Origin of the sequence: Streptomyces sp. NPDC090045, from assembly GCF_044747975.1 — a bacterium.
In the GTDB taxonomy this organism is placed as follows: domain Bacteria; phylum Actinomycetota; class Actinomycetes; order Streptomycetales; family Streptomycetaceae; genus Streptomyces.
In genome coordinates this window covers 92368-112643 of sequence record NZ_JBIVFA010000005.1, presented here as the reverse complement: position 1 = coordinate 112643, position 20276 = coordinate 92368, and the positions used below count along the sequence as shown (strand labels likewise).

Below are 20276 nucleotides of genomic sequence, written 5' to 3'. Positions count from 1 at the left end.
ACGGCACGTGCGAGGGCCCCGGCGGCTGGACGCCGCCGGGGCCCTCGTCACTTCGTCACCTCGGCACTTCGCCCCGAAGGGCGCGGGGAGCGGAAATCAGCTGCCGACGGAGGCGTTGCCCGAGAGGATCGGGATGTTGTCCAGGATGTGGGAGAGCGGCTCGTCGCCCTTGGCCTGGGTGGAGTTCTCGGTGCACTGCTGGTTCTGCGGGTTCGACAGGACGTTGACGTCCTGGACGTTGACTTGGGCGGCGGCAAGGAGCCCCTGGAGGTTCAGCTTCGCCGGCAGGCCGATGCAGGGCTTGTTCAGGGTGCCCTGGACCAGGCCGAGCTGCGGGCTCAGGTCGCCGTGGGTCTTCTGGTTGCCGTAGATCTGCTGGGAACCGTTGCCGTTGACGGTGGTGACCCCGCCGTCGTTGCCGATCGCCATGGCCGGGGCCGCAGCAGCAGCGCCCGCGCCGAGGGCAACGGCGGATACCGCGGCGGCGGTCATGAACTTCTTGAACATCTTGATCCTTCTGTCGCACGAGTGCCCGCTGATGGAGCGCCCTGGTCAACTGCCCTGTCAGGGGGTTGGTTCCGGTCCTTCACTCAAACGGCGTGCGCGCGCCGAGTTTTTCCCCGGCCCGGGTGAGTGGCCTGCGGACGCATGCGAGAAGCCCGTACGCAGCCCACAGGCGCCCAGGTTCCGGTTGCGCTCCGTGCGAGGTGTTCGCACGGTGGGTGAGGAAGCGGATCACTCAGGTCCGTTTGTGTGCCACCACCCAGAAGGAACGCTCATGCGTCGCACGAAGCCGTCCCGCGCCCGCCTCCTCGTCCCGTCGGCCCTCGCCGTCGTCATACTGTCCGGCGCGGCCGCTCCCGCGGGCGCCGCGGACGGTGACGGCTCCGCCGCGCTCAACGGCCGAGTGGCCTCCGTCCAGCAGCAGGTCGACAAGATCGAGCGGCGCGCGGCGGCGGCCGGTCCGATCGACGACCTGCTCGCGGGCCTCACCAAAACCCTCCAGGACCTGCTCGCGTCCGTCGGGGGCCTGCTGCCGGACGGGGTGACACTGCCGCCGATCGAGCTGCCGAAGCTCCCGGACCTGCAGCTCCCCGACCTCCCCGACCTCCCCGACCTCCCCGGCCTCCCCGACCTCTCCGATCTGATCCCGGCGGTGCCCGCGGTTCCTGCCGTGCCCGCGGTGCCTGCGGTTCCCGCGGTGCCTGCGGTTCCTGCCGTGCCCGCGGCGCCCGCGGTCCCGGAGCTTCCCGCGGTCCCCGTGGTCCCTGTGGTCCCCGCGATTCCGGAGATTCCGGATATCCCCGACCTTCCCGCCCTGCCGTAGGGCGCGGGACGACCGGGAACCCGCCGCATGGTTACGACAATTGAGCCGAACAGGTCTGATCGTGCGCGTGGCCGTGTCGTCATGGGAGGCTGGACCGTTTCGCTCGGTGTGAGCCCCGGATCGGGGCAGAACATCGAACAGAAGGTGCACTTCCCATGAACTCTGCCAAGAAGGCCGCCCTGGTCCTGGCCACCGCTGGTCTCGCCGCGGCCGGTGCCGCCGGCTCCGCCGTCGCCGACTCGCAGGCCGAGGGCGCAGCCGTGGGTTCCCCCGGCGTCCTGTCCGGCAACCTGCTGCAGGTGCCGGTGCACATCCCGATCAACCTCTGCGGCAACACCGTGAACCTCGCCGGTGCGCTGAACCCCGCGTTCGGCAACCACTGCTTCAACGACTGACGTTCACCGCGCGACCCACTGTGGGCGCCCCGGCCTCGCCGGTGGCGCCCACAGTCGTGTCGCTACGCGTTTCAGGCGGGGCGGTTCAGCCCTGGCCGCCGTTGAGCTTCACTCCGCCGAGCAGCGGGGAGGCCTGGGTGGCGCCGTTCGCGAGGCCGAGTACGGTGCCGGGCAGTTCGTTGCGGACATGGTTGACCCGCTGGACCGTGTCCACGGCCTTGTTGACGCCCTGGCCCTGCTCGGCCAGCGCGTTGCCCACCGTCTGCGGGGCCGACTCGGTGAACGGCCCGACGGCGTTGAGTGTCTCCGTCGCCCCGCTGGTCAGGCTCATGGGGGGCATCGAGGCCGGGGGCTCGGCGGCGAACGCGGTGCCGGAGGCGCCGAGGGCGGCGACAGAGCCGGCGACGACAGCGGCGACCTTCGTGAGCTTCATTATCGAAATCCTCTTCTTTTTTCGTGGGCAGAGGCGTCGGCGGCGACCGTTGCGCCGCTTTCACCCTGGGTAACGATTCCCCGCCGCTGCGGAAACGCGAACGAGTGCGCGGTGAAGAACGCGGTCATGACAGCGGCCGGAGAATCCGACGAGGATTCTCCGGCCGATATTTCTTCTGATTACCGTTATTGCCCGTCAGGAGATACGGGACCGCCGGTACAGAATGGCGCCGCCCAGGATGAGAGCCGTGGCGAGGGCCGCCGCGGCCGCGGGCTGACCCGCGCCGGTCTCCGCCAGCACGGGCGCGGTCACCTGCGCCGGAGCGGGGACCGGAGCCTGCGCCGGGACCGGGGCGGGAGCCGGAGCAGGGACGGCCGGGACCGGTGCCGGGGACAGGTGGACGGGGGTGTCACCGCCGGGAGCGGCCGGGGGCTGGTCCGCGGGCGGTACGACCTCGGGCGCCGGCGCGGGGACGGGCGCCGGGTGCTCCACGGGCTGGCTCCCGTGCGGCGGCCGGGGCGCGGGACCCTCGTCCACGACCGGGGCCGGGGCCTGCGGTACCGGGCCGGGCGCCGGAGCCGGAAGCGTGTGCGGCGGCTCCTCGGCCGGCGCCGGGACGGGCTCCGGTGCAGGGAGCGGGGCCGGAGCCTCCTCGGCGGGCGGCGCGGGCACCTCCTGGACCGGCTCCTGGACCGGCTCCGGGGTGGGCAGCGGGGCGGGCTGCTCCTCCACGGGCTGCGGCATCGGGTGCGGCTCGTCGGGCGCGGGTGCGGGCGCGTGGTGCTCGGGCGGCGGCGGCGCGGACCCGGGGTGGTCGTCGCACTCCTCGTCCTTGCCCTCCTCCCCGCCCCGCTCCTCGCCGTAGCCGCCCTCGTGGCGCGGCTCCTCGTGGCGCGGCTTCGCGTGCCGGGGTCCCCCGGGGCGGGGCCCGTCGTTCCGGGTCGCCTCGTGCCGCGGTGCCTCGTGGGGCCGCGACTCCTGGCGCTGTTCCGGTACCGCGTGCCGGCCCGGGCGCTCTTCGAGGTAGCGCTCGAAGGCCTCGGCGTTCTCGGGGCTGAGGTAGCGCCCGTAGTCGTAGCCGTCGTCGGTGTGCGAGCCGGTGGAGGTGGCGCAGGTGTTCCCCATCGCAGGGTTGAGCGCCGCACCGCCGTCCACGCTGTTGCCGCACACGTTCGGCGCGAAGGTGATCGGTACCGAGACGCTGTTGCCGGCCAGCACACCCGGCGAATGCGAGACCTCGGCCGTCGCCCCGGGGTGCGCGTACGCCGCGCCGGTCGCGATCGACAGCAGGCTCGACGCGGCCGCCGCCGTGAGCATCCCCTTGCCCAGTACCTGTCGGCTCAGTACCTGTCGCATGGGTCCTTCCCTGTCTACCGGCGCTGCGGCCGGTGCTGAATCGAAGGTGGCCTCGGAGTGCACCGCCGTGCACTCCGAGGCCACCCCGAGGAGGTTTGCCCTTGCGGGCAGGCGCTTCGTCAGGCGCTTCGTCAGGCGTTGACGCAGACGTTGCCGAACGTGGGGTTCAGCAGCGCGATGATGTTCACGGTGTTGCCGCAGACGTTGACCGGGACGTGCACCGGAACCTGGAGCAGGTTGCCGGACAGAACGCCGGGGGAGCCCACGGCCTTGCCCGCGGCGTCCGCGTCGGCCATGGCGGGGGAGGCTGCACCGACTGCCATCAGGGCGCCGGCGGCCAGCACCACTGCCTTCTTGTACGTCATTTTGATTTCGATCCTTCCCGCAGAGGCGTATCCACTGCAGAATTAACAACGAGCGGCCCGGGAAAAAGAAACCGCACATTTTCGGCGGGTGGCCGGCAATTCACTCCGATGCCCGGCTTGAATTCGGGGCGGCCGGCGGATTTTTGCGTGGATTTCCCGGGCGGAGCGGCCCGGCTCCACACGCGGCGAGGCCGCCGCGACCCGAAGGTGCGACGGCCTCGCCGGCGGGGTCGGGTCAGCTGCCCTGGGACACGTTGCCGGACAGGATCGGGATGTTGTCCAGGATGTGCGAGAGGGCCTCGTCGCCCTTGGCCTGGGTGGAGTTCTCGGTGCACTGCTGGTTCTGCGGGCTGGACAGGACGTTGAGGTCCTGGAGGCCGATGTTGGCCGCGCCCAGGAGGGACTGCACGTTGGCCTTCGCGGGGAGGGCGATGCAGGGCTTGTTGAAGGAGCCCTGGATCAGCGCCATCTGCGGGCTCATGTTGCCGTAGGTGGCCTGGTTGCCGTAGATCTGCGCGGCGCCGTTCCCCTGGACGGTGGTGACGCCGCCGTCGTTGCCGATGGCCATCGCCTGGGGCGCCATGGCGGCACCCATGCCCACGACCGAGGCGGCAACCGCGGCCGAGGCCATCATCTTCTTGATCATTGTCGTCCCTTTTTTGCAGGATTGCCCGGTAGTGGAGCATCCGGATCAACGGCCCGGCCCCCGCTCGGGTTGCGTGTATTCACCCGGATGCAGCCGTTTCGGCCGAAGGGGTTGACGGTCAGGCGTTCACGCAGGTGTTGCCGAACGAGGGGTTCAGCAGGGCGATCACGTTCACGGTGTTGCCGCAGACGTTCACCGGGACGTCGAGGGGGACCTGGAGGAGGTTGCCGCTCAGGACGCCGGGGGACCCGCCGGTGAAGCCCTTGGCGGTGGCTCCGTCCCCACCGTGGGCGGAGGCGAGGCCCGCGCCGCCCATCAGCACGGCGGCGCCCGCGACGGCGATGGTGGTGCCGCGCACCAGCCTCTTCTTCATCTCCGTATTTCCTTTCGGTTCGAACGATGGTGCACCGCATAACGACTCGCCCGTTCCCAGGGTGCGTGCCATCGCCCAAAAGGCCGTACGAGCGAGTCCGGCGTGATTTCCCGCCCGATTTCTGCCAAAGTTCACTCCTGTTTTGTCCCCTTGATCGAAAATGGAGACAGGGTCATGGGTTCCTCCCGCAGAATCCTCGGCACGTTCGGTCTGCTGTCCTGCCTGACCCTTTCCGTGAACGCCCCGGCGGCGTGGGCGGCGCCCGCTCCCAAGGAGCTGCCGCGGGTACCGTTCACCCAGCGTTACCAGGCCGTGCAGCACGGCGGGCTGGTACGGGCCTCCAACTCCGGCATCAGCTGCCGCAAGGAGGAGTCCCCGCAGGCCGAGCCGTGCGCCGAAGTCAAGCGCGGTGCGGCCGGCGTCAACAGCGACTTCGAGATGTTCTACAGCGAGGTCGACAAGGATCCGGACACCTACAACTCCACCCGCGCCGAGCTCAAGGTCCCCGAGGGCGCGAAGGTCTCGTACGCCCGTCTCTACTGGGGCGGGAACCTGCGGGTGGGCGAGCAGAAACCGCCGGAGGACAACGGCCGGGTGCTGGTCGCCGAGCCCAGCGGCGAGTACAAGGAGGTCCTCGCCGACACGGTGATGGGCCACCGCACGGACGCGGGCAGCGATGCCTACCAGGCCTCCGCCGACGTGACCCCGCTGGTCCGCAAGGGCGGCGCCGGCATGTGGACGGTGGCCCAGCTCAACATCGCCATGGGCCACTCCGAGGTGGGGGCCTGGGGCGGCTGGACGCTGGTCGTCGCCTACGAGCACCCGCAGGAGCCGGTCCGCCGGATCTCGCTGTGGGACGGCTTCGAGGGGATCGCCGCCCGAGCGGGCGACGGAACGGTCGAGATCGAGGGCCTGGACGCGCCGGCCGGGTCCTCGGGCCGGGTCGGGGTGGTCGCGTACGACGGAGACCGGGGCACCCTCGGGGATTCACTCACCGTGACGGCCGACAGCGGGCGCCGGGTGAGCCTCAGTGACGGAGAAAATCCTTTTAATGATGTTATGAATTCCACGATCTCGGAATTCGGAGACCGACCGTTCGTGCGACAGCCCGAACATATGAATAATCTCGGCTATGACGCGGACGTGTTCGACCTGAGTCCCGCACTGTCCGGTGGCGCCCGCAGTCTGAACTTCAGGTTCACGGGTGAAAGTCAGGGTCATTTCCTCGGTGTGCTCTTCGTTCAGACAGACGCGCGCCGCTGAACGTAGGAGACCACTCCACGTGCCCACACAACCTCGGGCGGCACAGCCCACGACCGTCCTCCATCTCGTACAGCCCGTCGACGGCGGCGTGGCCAGGGTCGTCACCGACCTCGTCCGCGCACAGACCGCCGACGGCCTCCGCACCGTCGTCGGCTGCCCGCCCGGCGGCACCCTCGGCGACGCCGCCCGCGCCGCCGGGGCCCAAGTGCTCACCTGGCGGGCCGGGCGGGCCCCCGGGCCCGGGCTGCCCGCCGAACTGATCGGCGCCCGGCGGCTGCTCCGTCAGGTGCGGCCCGACCTGCTGCACGCCCACAGCGCCAAGGCCGGACTCGCCGGGCGGCTCGCCGTGCGCGGCGCCGTGCCCACCGTCTTCCAGCCCCACGCATGGTCCTTCGACGCGGTCGGCGGGGCCACCGCCGCGCTCGCGCTGCGCTGGGAGCGGTACGGGGCCCGCTGGGCCGACCGGGTGCTCTGTGTCAGCGAGGCCGAACGCCGCGCCGGCGAGACCGAGGGCATCACCGCCCGGTGGTCGGTGATCCGCAACGGCGTGGACCTGGACCACTTCCGCCCCGGCGGGCCGGACCCCGGACAGGACAGGGCCCGGGCCCGCGCCGAACTGCCGCTGCCCACCGCCTTCCGGCGCGGCCTGGCAGGCGGCGGACCGCTCGCCGTCTGCGTCGGCCGGATCTGCCACCAGAAGGGGCAGGACATCCTGCTGCGGGCCTGGCCGGAGCTGCTGGGCACCGTCCCCGGAGCCCACCTCGCCCTCGTCGGCGACGGCCCCGACACCGAACGACTGCGCCGCACGGCGGCGCTGTCCGGCACCAGCGTGCACTTCGCGGGCGCCGCCGACGACATCCGACCGTGGCTTCGGGCCGCCGATCTCGTTGTACTGCCGTCGCGGTGGGAAGGCATGGCGCTCGCCCCGCTCGAAGCCATGGCCTGCGGTCGCCCGGTCCTGGTCTCCGACGTCAGCGGCGCCCGGGAGAGCCTGCCGCCCGGCCAGGGACGCCTGTGCCTGGTGCCGCCGGAGGACCCGACGGCGCTGGCCAAGGCCCTGGGGCGGCTGCTTGCCGAGCCGCGGCTCCTCGCCGAACTGGGAGAGCAGGCCCGTCAGCACGCCCGGACCGACTTCGACGTGCGGCGAACCACGGAAGCGGTCACCGGCCTGTACCACGAACTGCTGGGCAGGCCCCGGCCCTTGAACCAGGAGCGCATCAGCCGATGACGATGGACAGCGCACCCGCCCGGCACACCGGGCAGGGCGGCACGGGGCCCGCCGGCGGCAGCGCCTTCGCGCCCGCGCCACACGCGGCGGCCCGCCGTTCCGCGACCGCCATCCACCCCCCGCGCGGGCCCAGGACGGACCAGGCCAGGTCCGCCGTACGCCCGCAGCGGGTCCGTCGCCGCGGCCGGGTACTGCCGCTGCTCACCGCCGACGCGCTGGCCGCCGTACTCACCGCGACGACCCTGCCCGGACCGGCACTGCAGGCTCCCTACGCGGTGCCGGTCGTCGCCGCCCTCCCGGTGCTGCTCGCCGCGCTGCACGCGCAGGCCGGGCTGTACCGGCCGCGGCTCGCCCCCTCCGCACTCCTCGAACTGCCCGCGCTGGCCGCCCGGTCCGCCGTCCTGTGGTGCGGGGCGGCCGCCGTACTGGCCGCCGTCGACCCCGTGCGGTCCCTGGGCTGGAACGCCCTGTTCACCGCCGTCTGCCTGCAGGTCGTCCTGGTCTGCGCGGGACGCGGCCTCGTCAACCAGCTCCAGCGCCGCGCGGCCGTACGCCGGCCCGCCTCCGCCCTCATCGTCGGACCCGGCGCCGGGGCGGGCGCGGTGGCCGCCGCCCTGCACGGCCGCCCCGAGTTCGGGCTGCGCCCGGTCGGGCTCGCCGACACGGAGGCCGCCTCCGAGGCCGACAGCGGCGCCCTGCCGTACCTCGCCACCCACGAGGACATCCGGCGCGCGGTCATCCAGAACTCCGTGCGGCACGCGGTGTTCACCCGCCCGCCCGAGGCGGACGAGCGCACCGCCTCCCTGGTCCGGCTCTTCCACGACCACGGCTGCCGGCTGTGGCTCGCCGACCCGGCCGGCACCGCGAAGGTCACCGGGATGCGCCTCGCGCACCCCGCCGACCAGCTGTGGGGGTACGCCGTGCAGCCGCTGCTGCCGCGCCCGGCCCGGCCGCTGGAGCGCTGGGCCAAGCGGGGCATCGACTCCGTGCTGGCCCTGGTCGCACTGATCGCCGCCGCCCCCGTGATGGGTCTGTGCGCGCTGGCCGTACGGCTCTGGGACGGGCCGGGGGTGATCTTCCGGCAGGAGCGGGTCGGCCTGTACGGGCGCCCCTTCACCCTGCTGAAGTTCCGTACCCTGCGCGCCGACGAGCACGAGGCCGCCACCCGCTGGACCGTCGCGGGCGACCGCGGGATGAGCCCGGTGGGCTCCTTCCTGCGCAAGTCCTCGCTCGACGAGCTGCCGCAGCTGTGGAACGTCGTACGGGGTGACATGAGCCTGGTCGGCCCGCGCCCCGAACGGCCCTTCTTCGTCGCCAAGTTCTCCACCGTCCACCCCGGCTACGAGGCCCGCCACCGGATGCCCGTCGGCATCACCGGCCTCGCCCAGATCAACGGCCTGCGCGGGGACACCTCCATCGAGGACCGGGCCCGCTTCGACAACCACTACATCGACACCTGGTCGCTGTGGCAGGACCTGTGGATCCTCGCCCGCACCGCGGCCTCCTTCTTCCGCTTCCGGCTGGGGGGCAGCTGATGAGCCTCGCCCTCTCCGCTCCCCGGGCCCGGCCCGGCCTGCCGGGGCTGCTGCGCCGGCACTGGCCGTTGCTGCCGCTGGCCGCGACCGTGCTGTTCCTGCTCGCCCCGCTCCCGGCGGGGGACGCGACCGCCTCCGGGAAGGTCGGCCCGGCCGACGCCGCCTCGCTGCTGCTGGCGTTCGTCTGCGCGGTGCAGGCGCTGCGCGGCCGGGTGCGGACGCTGACCCCGCTGGGCGTGCTCGTGCTCGGCACGCCGGCCGTGGGCCTCGCCATCGCGACGATGACCGCGGGGGATCCGTACGCGGCCCTGCCCGGGTTCGTGCGCTACCTCCAGGTCTTCGTGCTCGTCCCGGCGGCCGTGGTGCTGCTGGTGCGCGACGCCGCGGAGTTCCGGCTGGCCGCCGGGTGCTTCGTGGTCCTCGGGCTGGTGCAGGGCGCGGTGGGGGTCGTGCAGTACGTGACCCACACCGGGGCCTCCTACCAGGGCCAGAACGTCCGGGCCGTGGGCACCTTCGGCCCCGGTGACGTCATGGGCATGGCCACCGTGGTGGCGTACGGGCTGGTCGTGGCGACCGCGGCCGCGCTGGCGCCGGGGCTGCCGCGGCGGGTCCGGCGCATCGCCGGGGGTGCGGCGCTGGTGCTGGTGCTGCCGCTGGTGCTGTCGTTCAGCCGGGGCGTGTGGATCGCCACCGCCGGCGCGGCGGTGCTGGTGATGCTGCTGGCCGGGATCCGGCGGGCGCTGAAGGTGCTCCTCGCGCTTGCCGCGGCGGGCGTGGTCCTGGTGGGCGGGCTCGGCGTCGGCTCCGCCATGGTCGCCGAGCGGCTGACCTCCATCACCCAGGTCTCCAGCGCCCCCGACCAGTCGGTGACCGACCGCTACACGATGTGGGCCGCGGCCGGGTCGATGTGGCGCGAGCGGCCGGCGGTGGGGGTGGGCCTGAAGGGCTTCCCCGCCCACCGCGACGGCCACGCCTCGCTGGGGCTCTCCTCCGGCAGTGACACCGCGGGCGCCGGGCAGGCGTACCTCCGCCAGCCGCTGCTCTCGCCGCACAACATGTACCTGCTGATCCTCAGCGAGCAGGGCCTGATCGGGCTGATCGCGCTGGCGGGCGGCTGGGCCGCGCTGCTGGTCGCGGGGGTGCGCAGGCTCGCCGCCGGCGAGGCGATCCGGGACTGCGGGCTGATCGCGACGGGGCTGTTCGTGTGGCAGCTGACCGACTTCCTCTACGCCGACATCGGGGGGCCGTCCACCGTGCTGACCGGAGTGATCATCGGCCTGGCGGCCTGGTGGGCGCTGCCCTCCCCGGAGCTCGCGGGCCGGCCCGGCCCCGCCGTCGCCGGCGTGGGCCGGCAGCGAGGCGCCCCCGCCCCGGCCCCCGGCGCGGGCTCACGGGGCAGCGCCCCCGAAGCCCTGGCCCGCCCGTGACGGACACCACGCCCTGGCGGCCCGCCTCCGGCCCTCCGGCCGGGGCGGGCCCCGCCCGTGTCCCGGGTGCCCCCGTACACCCCGGCGCGACGGATGCCCGCTCCGCCGCGTACTCCAGGAACGCACCCGTGACCGGCCGCCCCGGCGGAGGACCGGACCCGGCGGGAGTTCCCACCGCGCCCCTCCCGGCCGACCCGGGGTTCGTCGCAGGGGCGCTGCCGGGCCGCAACGGCGCCGCAGCGGCGTCCCGTCCGGCCGGAGCCCCCGTGGCGTCGGGTGGGCGGGCGCGGGGTCCGGTGGATCCCGGGTTCGTCGCCGGGGCCGTGCCCGGCGGTGAGCCGGCCGTGCGGCAGCCCGTGTTCGGCTCCGCCGGCTATCCGGGCGGCGCCTCGGGAAGGAGCAGCGTACGGGTGGCGGCGCGAGCCACGGGCGCCCCGGCCGACGCGCCCGAAGCCCCGGCGCCGGCGGGTGGCATGCCCGGCCACGTCCGTCGCGCGGGCGAGTCCTCCACACCCGCCGCACCCATCAGGGGCCGGTCCGGCCGGGCCCGCGGCGCGGGCGGGCCTTCCGTACCCGGCACCCCCCGCGGCAGCCGGACGGGCGGGTCCGCCGAGTTGCCCGATCCCGCCACCCCCGGCGGGAGTCCGCCGCTCGGGCGGTTCCTGGCGAAGGCCGCCGCCGTCACCGCCGGGCTGACCGCCGCCGGGGCGGTGTTCGGGCTGGTGCGCGACCAGACCATCGCGCACCTCTTCGGGGCCGGGCACGACAGCGACGCCTTCCTGATCGCCTGGACCGTTCCCGAAATGGCCTCGACGCTCCTCATCGAGGACGCCATGGCGCTGCTGATGGTGCCCGCCTTCAGCCACGCCCTGGCCCGGCGGGCCGCCAGCCGGGCGGGCCTCACCCGTCAGGAGGCCCGCGCGCAGGACCCCGTACGGCTGCTCGTGGGGGCGACCCTGCCCCGGCTGGCCGTGTTCGTGGCCGCCGTCGCCTCCGTGCTCATCGTGGCCGCGCCGGCGGTCGTCGCCGTGCTCGCGCCCGGCCTGCCCGACCCCGGACTGGCCGTCCAGTGCACCCGGATGACGGCCCTGACCGTCATCTCCTTCGGCATCGCCGGGTACTTCAGCGCCGCGCTGCGGGCGCACCGCTCCTTCGTACCGCCCGCAGCGATCTACGTCTCGTACAACGTCGGGATCATCGGCACCATGCTCGCCCTGCACGCCCTGTGGGGCGTGCGGGCGGCCGCCGCGGGCGTCGCCGTCGGCGGACTGCTCATGGTCCTCGTCCAGCTGCCCGCCTTCATCCGCAACGTGGGCTTCGGCCCGCGCCGCGCCAAGCGGGCCCCGCGCAGCCAGCGCGACCGCGACCGCCCCACCCTCATCGCCTTCGGGGTCATCGCCCCCGTGATCTTCTTCGCCGTCTTCCGGCAGTCGCAGGTGCTCGTCGAGCGGTTCCTGGCCGCCTCGCTCCCGCCCGGGGCGATCTCGCACCTCAACTACGCGCAGAAGGTCGCGCAGATGCCGATGGTGCTCTCCCTGATGATCTGCACCGTCACCTTCCCCGTCGTCGCCCAGGCCATGGCCGGCGGGGAGCTGGAGAAGGCCCGGCGCCGGGTGGAGCAGGACCTCGCCCTGGCCTCGCTCGCCGTCCTCATGGGCACCGCCCTCGTCATCGGATACGCGCCCCAGATCATCCAGGTCCTCTTCGAACGCGGCGCCTTCACCCACCAGGACACCCTCGCCACCGCCTCCGTCATGCGGGTCTACGGATTCGGACTGCTCGGCCACTGCCTCGTCGGGGCACTGTCCCGGCCCTTCTTCTCGACCGCCCGGCCCACCTGGTTCCCGGCGTTCGCGATGGGTGCCGGACTGCTCGTCAACATCGTGGCCGGAGCCTTCGCCGTCGGCTGGTGGGGCACCTACGGGATCGCCGCCGCCAACGCCGCCGGCATCTCCACCACCGCCGCCCTGCTGCTCACCGGACTCGGCTCGCGGATCATCGCCATCCAGGTCCGCCGCGTCGCCGTCAGCATCGGACGGCTCGCCGTGGCCGCCGTCGCGGCCTGCGTCACCGGCTGGATCGCCGGACCCATGATCCCCGACCCGATGCTCAGCGCAGCCCTCGGCTGCCTGCTCGTCCCGGCCATGTTCGGAGCCACCGGCATGGCCATACGCGCCCTCGAAGTCACCGCCCTGCCCGGTCAGATCTCCCAGTTCACGCAGAGGTTCCGCAATGTCCGCTGACACCGACACGGCCCCCGCCGCCGTGCTGGTCCCCGCCCGCCGGACCGCTTCGCCGTGGGTCCTGATGTACCACTCGGTCGCCGAGTTCACCGACCCCGCCGAGGACCCGTACGGGATCACCGTCACCCCGCAGGTCCTGGAGGCCCAGCTGGTGTGGCTGCGCTCCCGCGGCCTGCGCGGGGTCTCGGTCGGCGAACTGCTCCGGGCCCGCGCGGCCGGCCACGGCGCCGGTCTGGTCGGGCTGACCTTCGACGACGGCTACACCGACTTCCTGACCCACGCGCTGCCGCTGCTGCGCCGCTACGACTGCACCTCCACCCTCTTCGTCCTGCCCGGCCGGCTCGGCGTGGACAACGTGTGGGACCCGCTGGGGCCGCGCAAGTCCCTGCTCACCGCCGAGGGCATCCGGGAAGTCGCCGACGCGGGACAGGAGATCGGCTCGCACGGGCTGCTCCACCAGGACCTCACCGCGGCCACCGACGACGTCCTCCAACAGGAGCTCCGCGGCAGCCGCGACCTGCTGCGCGAGCTGACCGGAGCCCTGCCCGAAGGGTTCTGCTACCCGTACGGGCACCTCGACGCCCGGGTCGTCGACGCCACCCGCGCCGCCGGCTACGGCTACGCCTGCGCCATCGACCCCGGGCGGCTCGCCGGCCCGCACGCCCTGCCGCGCACCCACGTCAGCCAGGCCGACGGCGGCGCCCGGCTGCGCATCAAGCAGCTGCGCCACCAGGCGCAGGAGCTGCGTCGCCGGGCGGTGCGCCGGTGAAGGCCCTGCACATCATCACCGGCCTCGGCGTCGGCGGCGCCGAGCAGCAACTGCGGCTGCTGCTGCGGCACATGCCGATGCAGTGCGACGTGCTGACGCTCACCAACCCCGGGCCGGTGGCCGAGGGGCTGCGCGCCGACGGGGTCCGGGTCGTGCACCTGGGGATGCGGGGCAACCGGGACCTGGGGGCGCTGCCGCGGCTGGTGCGGTTCATCCGGCGCGGCCAGTACGACCTCGTGCACACGCACCTGTACCGGGCCTGCGTGTACGGGCGCCTCGCGGCCCGGCTCGCGGGCGCCAAGGCGACCGTGGCCACCGAACACTCCCTCGGCGAGGGCGAGATCGAGGGCCGGCCGCTGTCCGGCGGGGTACGGGCGCTGTACCTGGCCAGCGAACGCCTCGGCGCGGCGACGGTGGCCGTGTCCGACACCGTCGCCGCCCGGCTGGAGGGGTGGGGGGTGCCGGCCGCGCGGGTACACGTCGTACCCAACGGGATCGAGGCCGTCCGCTTCCGCTTCGAGGAGGGCGTCCGGCGGGCCACCCGGGCCCGCACCGGCCTGCCCGAACGCGCCTTCGTCGTCGGCGGGGTCGGCCGGCTGGTCCCGGGCAAGCGGTTCGACGTCCTCGTACGGGCCGTGGCCGCGCTGCCCGGGGCGCACCTGCTGCTGGCCGGGGACGGGCCGGAGCGGGCGGGGCTGCGCCGGCTGGCCGCCGAGCTCGGCGCGCAGAGCCGGATCCACCTGCTCGGGGAGCGGGACCCGCTGGGCGACAGCGCGGACGGCCGCACCCCCGGCATCCCGGCGCTGCTGGCCGCCATGGACGTCTTCGTCTCCCCGTCCCGGGAGGAGGCCTTCGGGCTCGCGGTCGTGGAGGCGCTGGCCGCCGGACTCCCCGTCCTGCACGTGACCTGCCCGGCCATCGACGACCTGCCGGCCGCCCAGGCCCCCGGAGCCCGCCGCATCGGCACCGGCACGGAGGAACTGGTCGCGGCGCTGCGCGGGCACATGGAGGCGGGAGCGCGCCGGCTGCCCCCGCCGCCGGTGGTCCGCCGCTACGACATCGCCCGCAGCGCGCGGCAGCTGCTGGACGTGTACGACCTCGCCCTCTCGGCCGCGCCCGGCACCGCCGGGGTCGCCCGGGGCCCGGGCGCTCCGGGCCCGGCCGGCCCCTCGGACCCGGACCCGTCGGTCCCGGACCCGTCGGCCTCGGACCCGTCGGTCCCGGGCGCGCCGGTGCCCGGGCGGGTGCCCGGCGCCGGAGCCGCGACCGCCACCGTCGTCGGCGCCCGGCGCAAGCCGGTCGGACCCGGACCGGCGGAGAACCCGACCGGAACCGGCTGATCCGCCCCCTCCACGAACCACCCTCCACCCAGGAAGCGAGCACGCTCATGGCCGATACCGCCGACCAGAAGAAGTCCGACAAGAAGTCCGAGCAGAGGCCCGAGCCGAGGTCCGAGCAGTCCGAGCCCAAGCCCGAGCGGAAGTCCCCGAGGAGGTCCGCCGAGAGGAAGCCGGACCACCGCTCCGAGAAGAAGTCCCGGCGGCGGCTGCCGGCGGCGCCCGCGTGGTGGCCGCTGCCCGTGTGCGCCGTGCTGGGGCTGGCCGCGGGCGGGGCGTACGGGGTGCTCAAGGCCCCCGAGTACGCCGCCACCAGCTATGTCGTCGCCGTGCCCGACGAAACCACCGAGCCGGCCACCGCCCTCGGCTTCGCGCAGGCCTACGCCCGGATCGCCACCAGCAGCCCCACCCTCGCCTACGCCCAGCCCCGCGCGGGCATCACCGCCCGGCAGCTGCGGACCCAGGTGCGGGCCGAGACCTCGCCCGAGTCCCCGATGATCGCCATCACGGGCACCTCGAAGAGCCCGTCCGAGGCCGCCGACGTCGCGAACGCGGTGGCCGACGCCCTGTCGCTGAGCAGCAATCAGGCCGCCAAGAACACCGGGGTCCAGCTGCTCCTCTTCAACCAGGCCGTGGCCCCGGTGGAGCCCGCCTCCCCGTCCGCCGCCATCAGCGGCGCCGTCGGGATGTGCGCCGGCGGGCTGCTCGGCGGACTGTGGCTGCTCGCCCGGCCGGGCCGGACGCGGCGCCCCGAGGAGCACGCGGACGGGCCCGTGGCCCAGGTCCAGGCCCCGGTCCAGGCCGTGGCCGCGTCCCCGGCCGAGCCCGCGGTGACGGCCCCGGTCGAGGAGTACGCCTCGCTCCCCGCCCAGGGTGAGCCCACCTCGGCCAAGGAGAAGGAGTCCGTGCGATGAGTTCGGGCTCCGCCGGGGCCCTGTCGGTGACGCTGTGCCGCGACCCCCGGCAGTTCGCCGCGCTGGAGGAGCCGTGGAACCGGCTCTTCCGAGGCTGTCCCACCGCCACCCCCTTCCAGAGCCACGCCTGGCTGCACTCCTGGTGGCTGTCGTACGGGAAGGACGGCCGGCTCCGGATCGTCCTCGTCCGGCGCGGCGAGGAACTGGTCGGCGCGGCCGCGCTGATGCTCGTACACCGGCCGATGCCGCTGCTGGTGCCGCTCGGCGGCCCCATCACCGACTACTCCGACGTGCTCGTGGCCGCGGAGTACGCCGACCAGGTCGTCCCGGCGCTGGCCCGCGGGCTGCACCGGGCCGCCCGCGGGGCCGTGGTCGACCTGCGGGAAGTGCGTCCCGGGGCCGCGGCCGAGGAGCTGTACCGGCAGTGGCCCGGGGTCTCCAGCCGGCTCGCCGACTCCACCTGCATGGAGCTGCCCACGCTGCCGTTCGACGAACTGGTCAAACGGATGCCGGCGTCGGGCGCCCAGCGGGTGCGGGCCAAGCTGCGCAAGACCGACGCGGCCGGGATCGAGGAGCACGAGGTCACCGAGCAGGAAGTGCCGCGCGCCGTACGGAGCCTGCTGCGGCTCCACGAGAAGCAGTGGCGCGGCCGCGGGGTGACCCCCGAGCACCTGAGGCCCCGCTTCGCCGAGCACCTGACCCGGGCCACCCGGCGGATGGTGCGGGCGGGGGAGGGCCGCCTGACGGAGTTCCGGCTGGACGGGAAGGTGGTGGCGGCCAACGTCACGCTGCTGTCGTCCGGGCTCAGCGGCGGCTACCTCTACGGGGCCGACCCCGACCTGCGGACGCGGAAGGTGGACGTGGCGACGCTGCTGCTGCGCTACGAGGCCGGGCGGGCGCTCGCCGAGGGCCGGCCGGTGGTGAGCTTCCTGCGCGGCAACGAGCCGTACAAGAACCACTGGCGGCCCGAAACGGTCGTGAACCAGCGGTTCCTGCTGGCCACGACCGCGCTCGCGCCCCTGCTGCGGCTGCACGAGTCGCAGGTGACGGGGCGCGAGCGGGCGGTGGGCGCGCTGCGGGAGGCGTTGCCGGCCGCCAGGGACTGGCGGGCGCGGCTCAACGAACTGCGGGTGCGATGACCCGTCTAGAAGGGCCAGAAGAAGCCGGAGTCCTTGCCCCAGTCGATCTTGACGCAGACCGACTGCCTGCCGACCAGCTTGGAGAGCCACTCGCCGAAGTTGAGCGGCACGCACCACTGCGAGCTGTTGAGCGGCGGCAGCTGCGGCTCCGGCTGCGGCAGGGGCTTCGGCGGAGTGGGCTCGGGCTTCGGCACGACCGGCGAGGGCGCCACGGGCGTGGCCGGGGGCGTGGGCGACTGGACCGGGACCTCGGGGCTCGGGGCCACGGGCGAGGGCTCGGGGACCTCGGGAGTGGGGACCTCCGGCGTCGGGACGAGCGGGCTGGGCGTGACCGGCGCCGGGACCTCGGGCTTCGGGGTGACGGGTGCCGGGACTTCGGGCTTCGGGGTGACGGGTGCCGGGACTTCGGGCTTCGGAGTGACGGGCGCCGGGACCTCGGGGCTCGGGACGGCCGGCGTGGGGACGAGCGGGCTCGGGGTCACCGGGCGCGGGACCTCGGGGCTCGGCGTCACCGGGCCCGGCGTCACGGGGCTCGGGGCCACGGGGCTCGGGGTCACGGGCGAGGGCTTGGGGATCTCGGGCGCGGGGACCTGGGGCGTCGGGATCCCGGGCACGGGAACCGAGGGCGTCGGGATCTGCGGGGTCGGGACCGCCGGCGTGGGCACGACCGGCGTGGGCACCAAGGGGGTCGGGACCACCGGGGTCGGGACCACGGGCGTGGGCACCACCGGGGTCGGGATCACCGGGCCGGGCCGCTCGGGCATCAGCGCGTCGCGGAAGACCTTCGCGGACTCAGGGTTCTGCTTGCACTGCCACACGCCGTGCGGGCAGTAGTCGGTGATGGTGTGGTAGAGCGGCTTGTGCTGCCCGATCCACTTCAGCATGCGCCGTACGTACTCCGGGTTGTCCCCGCGCCGGAACAGCCCCCACTCCGGGTACGAGATCTTCTTTCCGTGTGCCTTCGCGAAGTCGACGTGGTGCTGGAGCCCGTACGGCTGGGTGATCTGGTCGTCGAAGGTCTTGCCGGGGGCCTGGTCGTACGAATCCATGCCGATGACGTCGACCACGTCGTCGCCGGGGTAGCACCTCGTCCAGCCGATCGCGTCCGTACCTCTGTTCGGAGCGAAGTCGAAGGTGAACTCCTGCCCGGGCACCGAGCGCATCGTGGTGACGATGCGCCTCCAGTACGCCTTCCAGTTCTCCGGGTCCGGCGCGCAGCGGTGGGTGTAGGTGACGCCGTTCATCTCCCAGCCGAGCACGATGACCGTGTCCGGGACGCCCAGCGACACCAGCCGCTCGGCGAGCCTCTTGAAGTGCCGGTCGTACTGACCCTCGGCGCCCGCCGCGATCAGCCGGGCCACCTCGTAGTCGGGCACGCGGCCCTCGTTCCGTTCCTGCATGGGCACGTTGAGGACGAACATCCGGTCGTCCTCGGCCCGGCGCCATTCGGCCCAGTCCGCCAGGAAGGGGACCCTGCCCTCGATGCCGGCCCACTGGTCACCGGGGAGATAGGTGTGTCCGACCCGGATCTCCTTGCCACCCAGCCAGTCCGACAGGTGAGGGATCCGGGCCACTCCGGGCGGCCCGTAGTCGAGATAGGCGCCCATGGCGATGTCCGCGCCCTCGGACCGGTCCTCGCCGGGGGCCGCGAGCGCGGCTCCGGTGGCGAGCAGTCCGGCCGTGACCGTACCGATGCAGGTGCTCGCCAGTCGGCGGCGTGGTCTGGGCATGGCGTCTCCCGAGCTTTCCTGAATCGGTGTGCTTACCAAAGACGTTAGGCATCAGATCTGACGAATGGCCTGTTCGGTGACTACCGCGTAGGCCATTAGCAGGTGCACACCACCCCCGCTTGGTCCGACTAGGTGAAAGACACCGTTGCCATGCACGCGTATCTCAACCATGTGCCCGCCGTTGTGCTCAGACTCGATCGGAATCCGTTCCACCACGGAACCCTCGGCGCCGTCAGATCCCTTGGCCGCAAGGGCGTGGAGGTCCATGCCGTCGTCGAGGCCGGGGGAGGTCCCATGGGGCGTTCGCGGTACCTGCGCGCCGTGCACGCGGGGCCGGCCGGCGGGTTGGACCCGGAGGCGCCCGAGGCGCTGCTGGAGTGCCTGACCGGGGTGTCGGAGCGGATCGGCCGTCAGGCCGTGCTCATCGCCATGGACGACCTGAGCGCCATCGCCGTGTCCCGGGTCGCGCCGATGCTCCGCGACCGGTTCCGGATTCCCCATCAGCCCGACAACCTGCCCGCGCGGGTGGCCGACAAGGCCGAGCTGTCGCGGCTCTGTTCGCGCTGGGACGTCCCGCACCCGGAGACCGTGATCCCGGCGAGCGGGGCGGAGGCGGCCGAGGCGGCCTGGCGGCTCGGCCTGCCGGTGGTCGCCAAGTGGAGCCGGCCCTGGCTGCTGCCCACCGGGGCCGACGGGCTGCGGAGCACCACGCTGGTGCACACCGCCGCCGACGCGCGCCGGCTGTATGAACGCTCCGCCGAGGCCGGCAGCCGGCTGCTCCTGCAGCGGTTCCTGCCGGCCGGTCCGGACACCGACTGGTTCTTCCACGGCGCCTTCACCCGGGGCGGTCTTCCGCTGCTCGCGGGATCGGGCCGCAAGGAGCTGTCGTGGCCGGTGCGGACGGGGCTGACGGCGGTGGGGCGCTGGCTGCCGGATCCGGCGGTCGAGGAGGCGGCGCTGCGGCTCGCCGAACGGCTGGGCTACCAGGGGATCCTGGACCTGGACTTCCGCCGGGACGAGGAGGGGTGCTTCCGGCTGGTGGACTTCAACCCCCGTCCGGGAGCGCAGTTCAGGCTGTTCACGGACGCGGCCGGACTCGACGTGGTCCAGGCGATGTACCTGGATCTGACGGGCCAACGGGTCCCGCAGCCCTCGGGCGGTCCGGGCCGGGTGTTCGTCGCCGAGAACTACGCGCTGCTGGCGGCGGTCCGGGGCGGCTCGCTGCCGCGCCGCCGGGCGCCGGAGCAGGTGGTGGGTTCCGTGGCTCCGGCAGCGGCGGCCGGCCGGGGCGACGGCGCCGCGGAGCAGGTCCCGCCGGTGGTCGCCGGCCAGCGGACCGGCCCGGGGCGGGCGGCGGAGCCGGAGCCTGGCCCGGATCACCACGGCGCGGACCACCACGGCGCGGCGGCCGGTGCGCAGCCGGTGCCGGCGGGCCGGCCCGTGCGGCCGGGGCGGGGCGGGGGTGTCGAGACGGCCTGGTTCGCCGCCGACGACCTGAGGCCGTTCCTGGCGATGCTCGCCGCCTTCCTGGGGCGCGGTGCGGGCAAGGGGGTGCGGGTCCTGCGCGGGGTCCCGGCGCAGGGCCGCCGCACGGCGCGCGCGGTCGTCCGTACGCCCCGCCAGCGCGGCGGGGAGCAGGCGGCGACCGCGCCGGCCGCCGGGCCCGCCAACGCGCCCGCCTCCCGCCCCGTACCGCCGGAGGCGTCGGCCGAGCCGGACGAGCTGGTGACGCGTTGACCACGGCCGGCGCGGCGGACCGGGCCGGGCCGGTGACCATCGAGCTGGAGGAGCGGCCG

19 protein-coding genes are annotated in these 20276 nt (G+C 74.1%); 12 read left to right on the top strand and 7 right to left on the bottom strand.

Annotation, left to right across the window (positions count from 1 at the left end; genetic code table 11):
- Positions 1–96: 96 nt before the first annotated feature.
- Positions 97–507, bottom strand: a complete 411-nt coding sequence (locus ACIPYQ_RS15860) for a rodlin (protein ID WP_401251102.1) — start codon at positions 505–507, stop codon at positions 97–99.
- A 271-nt stretch (positions 508–778) separates the two neighbouring features.
- Between ACIPYQ_RS15860 and ACIPYQ_RS15855 the strand changes: the two genes are divergently transcribed.
- On the top strand, positions 779–1327 hold the full coding sequence (locus tag ACIPYQ_RS15855) for a hypothetical protein (RefSeq protein WP_401251100.1): 549 nt from the start codon (positions 779–781) through the stop codon (positions 1325–1327).
- Positions 1328–1482: 155 nt separating this feature from the next.
- The gene (locus ACIPYQ_RS15850; RefSeq protein ID WP_401251098.1) at positions 1483–1722 is read left to right on the top strand and encodes a chaplin; all 240 of its coding nucleotides are present in this window, start codon (positions 1483–1485) and stop codon (positions 1720–1722) included.
- 85 nt (positions 1723–1807) lie between these two features.
- Here the strand turns inward: ACIPYQ_RS15850 and ACIPYQ_RS15845 are convergent, their stop codons facing one another.
- From ACIPYQ_RS15845 to ACIPYQ_RS15825, 5 genes are all read right to left on the bottom strand, one after another.
- Positions 1808–2155, bottom strand: a complete 348-nt coding sequence (locus ACIPYQ_RS15845) for a hypothetical protein (protein ID WP_401251095.1) — start codon at positions 2153–2155, stop codon at positions 1808–1810.
- Between the two features lie 195 nt (positions 2156–2350).
- On the bottom strand, positions 2351–3511 hold the full coding sequence (locus ACIPYQ_RS15840; RefSeq protein ID WP_401251093.1) for a chaplin: 1161 nt from the start codon (positions 3509–3511) through the stop codon (positions 2351–2353).
- Between the two features lie 131 nt (positions 3512–3642).
- Positions 3643–3876 carry a chaplin gene (locus ACIPYQ_RS15835; protein WP_401251090.1) on the bottom strand — a complete coding sequence of 78 codons (234 nt, stop codon included), beginning with the start codon at positions 3874–3876 and terminating at the stop codon, positions 3643–3645.
- Positions 3877–4111: 235 nt separating this feature from the next.
- The gene (locus tag ACIPYQ_RS15830) at positions 4112–4522 is read right to left on the bottom strand and encodes a rodlin (protein ID WP_401251087.1); all 411 of its coding nucleotides are present in this window, start codon (positions 4520–4522) and stop codon (positions 4112–4114) included.
- Between the two features lie 118 nt (positions 4523–4640).
- Positions 4641–4895, bottom strand: a complete 255-nt coding sequence (locus ACIPYQ_RS15825) for a chaplin (protein WP_401251084.1) — start codon at positions 4893–4895, stop codon at positions 4641–4643.
- 174 nt (positions 4896–5069) lie between these two features.
- Here ACIPYQ_RS15825 and ACIPYQ_RS15820 point away from each other — a divergent pair, with 174 nt between their 5' ends.
- The 9 genes from ACIPYQ_RS15820 to ACIPYQ_RS15780 all read left to right on the top strand — a co-directional run bounded on the left by ACIPYQ_RS15820 (position 5070) and on the right by ACIPYQ_RS15780 (position 16750).
- Positions 5070–6158: a DUF3344 domain-containing protein gene (locus tag ACIPYQ_RS15820; RefSeq protein WP_401251081.1), complete on the top strand. Its 1089-nt coding sequence runs from the start codon at positions 5070–5072 to the stop codon at positions 6156–6158.
- A gap of 19 nt (positions 6159–6177) precedes the next feature.
- A complete protein-coding gene (locus tag ACIPYQ_RS15815; protein WP_401251078.1) occupies positions 6178–7386 on the top strand; it encodes a glycosyltransferase in 1209 nt (402 codons plus the stop codon).
- Entirely contained in the window at positions 7383–8921 is a 1539-nt protein-coding gene (locus tag ACIPYQ_RS15810) for an exopolysaccharide biosynthesis polyprenyl glycosylphosphotransferase (protein ID WP_401251075.1), read from the top strand. The genes ACIPYQ_RS15815 and ACIPYQ_RS15810 overlap by 4 nt, the downstream gene beginning before the upstream one ends.
- Positions 8921–10348, top strand: a complete 1428-nt coding sequence (locus tag ACIPYQ_RS15805; RefSeq protein ID WP_401251072.1) for an O-antigen ligase family protein — start codon at positions 8921–8923, stop codon at positions 10346–10348. Before ACIPYQ_RS15810 ends, ACIPYQ_RS15805 begins: the two co-directional genes overlap by 1 nt.
- Positions 10349–10821: 473 nt before the next feature.
- Positions 10822–12591: a lipid II flippase MurJ gene (locus tag ACIPYQ_RS15800; protein WP_401251843.1), complete on the top strand. Its 1770-nt coding sequence runs from the start codon at positions 10822–10824 to the stop codon at positions 12589–12591.
- Positions 12581–13360, top strand: coding sequence for a polysaccharide deacetylase family protein (locus tag ACIPYQ_RS15795; RefSeq protein ID WP_361759860.1), 780 nt, complete (start codon positions 12581–12583; stop codon positions 13358–13360). The genes ACIPYQ_RS15800 and ACIPYQ_RS15795 overlap by 11 nt, the downstream gene beginning before the upstream one ends.
- Complete coding sequence (locus ACIPYQ_RS15790) at positions 13357–14700, top strand: glycosyltransferase (protein ID WP_401251069.1); 1344 nt, start codon at positions 13357–13359, stop codon at positions 14698–14700. Before ACIPYQ_RS15795 ends, ACIPYQ_RS15790 begins: the two co-directional genes overlap by 4 nt.
- A 47-nt stretch (positions 14701–14747) precedes the next feature.
- The gene (locus ACIPYQ_RS15785; protein WP_401251066.1) at positions 14748–15611 is read left to right on the top strand and encodes a lipopolysaccharide biosynthesis protein; all 864 of its coding nucleotides are present in this window, start codon (positions 14748–14750) and stop codon (positions 15609–15611) included.
- Positions 15608–16750, top strand: a complete 1143-nt coding sequence (locus ACIPYQ_RS15780; protein WP_401251063.1) for a GNAT family N-acetyltransferase — start codon at positions 15608–15610, stop codon at positions 16748–16750. The genes ACIPYQ_RS15785 and ACIPYQ_RS15780 overlap by 4 nt, the downstream gene beginning before the upstream one ends.
- A gap of 5 nt (positions 16751–16755) precedes the next feature.
- On the opposite strand, the gene ACIPYQ_RS15775 is transcribed toward ACIPYQ_RS15780, so the two are convergent.
- Positions 16756–18480, bottom strand: coding sequence for a glycosyl hydrolase (locus tag ACIPYQ_RS15775; RefSeq protein ID WP_401251060.1), 1725 nt, complete (start codon positions 18478–18480; stop codon positions 16756–16758).
- 294 nt (positions 18481–18774) lie between these two features.
- Between ACIPYQ_RS15775 and ACIPYQ_RS15770 the strand changes: the two genes are divergently transcribed.
- Positions 18775–20217: an ATP-grasp domain-containing protein gene (locus ACIPYQ_RS15770; RefSeq protein WP_401251057.1), complete on the top strand. Its 1443-nt coding sequence runs from the start codon at positions 18775–18777 to the stop codon at positions 20215–20217.
- Positions 20218–20276 lie beyond the last annotated feature (59 nt).

Coding starts and splice junctions, on each gene's coding strand:
- ACIPYQ_RS15800 (WP_401251843.1), top strand. CDS start 10,822: ATGCCCGGCCACGTCCGTCGCGCGGGCGAGTCCTCCACACCCGCCGCA.
- ACIPYQ_RS15775 (WP_401251060.1), bottom strand. CDS start 18,480: ATGCCCAGACCACGCCGCCGACTGGCGAGCACCTGCATCGGTACGGTC.
- ACIPYQ_RS15780 (WP_401251063.1), top strand. CDS start 15,608: ATGAGTTCGGGCTCCGCCGGGGCCCTGTCGGTGACGCTGTGCCGCGAC.
- ACIPYQ_RS15825 (WP_401251084.1), bottom strand. CDS start 4,895: ATGAAGAAGAGGCTGGTGCGCGGCACCACCATCGCCGTCGCGGGCGCC.
- ACIPYQ_RS15810 (WP_401251075.1), top strand. CDS start 7,383: ATGACGATGGACAGCGCACCCGCCCGGCACACCGGGCAGGGCGGCACG.
- ACIPYQ_RS15795 (WP_361759860.1), top strand. CDS start 12,581: ATGTCCGCTGACACCGACACGGCCCCCGCCGCCGTGCTGGTCCCCGCC.
- ACIPYQ_RS15850 (WP_401251098.1), top strand. CDS start 1,483: ATGAACTCTGCCAAGAAGGCCGCCCTGGTCCTGGCCACCGCTGGTCTC.
- ACIPYQ_RS15785 (WP_401251066.1), top strand. CDS start 14,748: ATGGCCGATACCGCCGACCAGAAGAAGTCCGACAAGAAGTCCGAGCAG.
- ACIPYQ_RS15820 (WP_401251081.1), top strand. CDS start 5,070: ATGGGTTCCTCCCGCAGAATCCTCGGCACGTTCGGTCTGCTGTCCTGC.
- ACIPYQ_RS15860 (WP_401251102.1), bottom strand. CDS start 507: ATGTTCAAGAAGTTCATGACCGCCGCCGCGGTATCCGCCGTTGCCCTC.
- ACIPYQ_RS15835 (WP_401251090.1), bottom strand. CDS start 3,876: ATGACGTACAAGAAGGCAGTGGTGCTGGCCGCCGGCGCCCTGATGGCA.
- ACIPYQ_RS15805 (WP_401251072.1), top strand. CDS start 8,921: ATGAGCCTCGCCCTCTCCGCTCCCCGGGCCCGGCCCGGCCTGCCGGGG.
- ACIPYQ_RS15840 (WP_401251093.1), bottom strand. CDS start 3,511: ATGCGACAGGTACTGAGCCGACAGGTACTGGGCAAGGGGATGCTCACG.
- ACIPYQ_RS15845 (WP_401251095.1), bottom strand. CDS start 2,155: ATGAAGCTCACGAAGGTCGCCGCTGTCGTCGCCGGCTCTGTCGCCGCC.
- ACIPYQ_RS15855 (WP_401251100.1), top strand. CDS start 779: ATGCGTCGCACGAAGCCGTCCCGCGCCCGCCTCCTCGTCCCGTCGGCC.
- ACIPYQ_RS15770 (WP_401251057.1), top strand. CDS start 18,775: ATGGGGCGTTCGCGGTACCTGCGCGCCGTGCACGCGGGGCCGGCCGGC.
- ACIPYQ_RS15830 (WP_401251087.1), bottom strand. CDS start 4,522: ATGATCAAGAAGATGATGGCCTCGGCCGCGGTTGCCGCCTCGGTCGTG.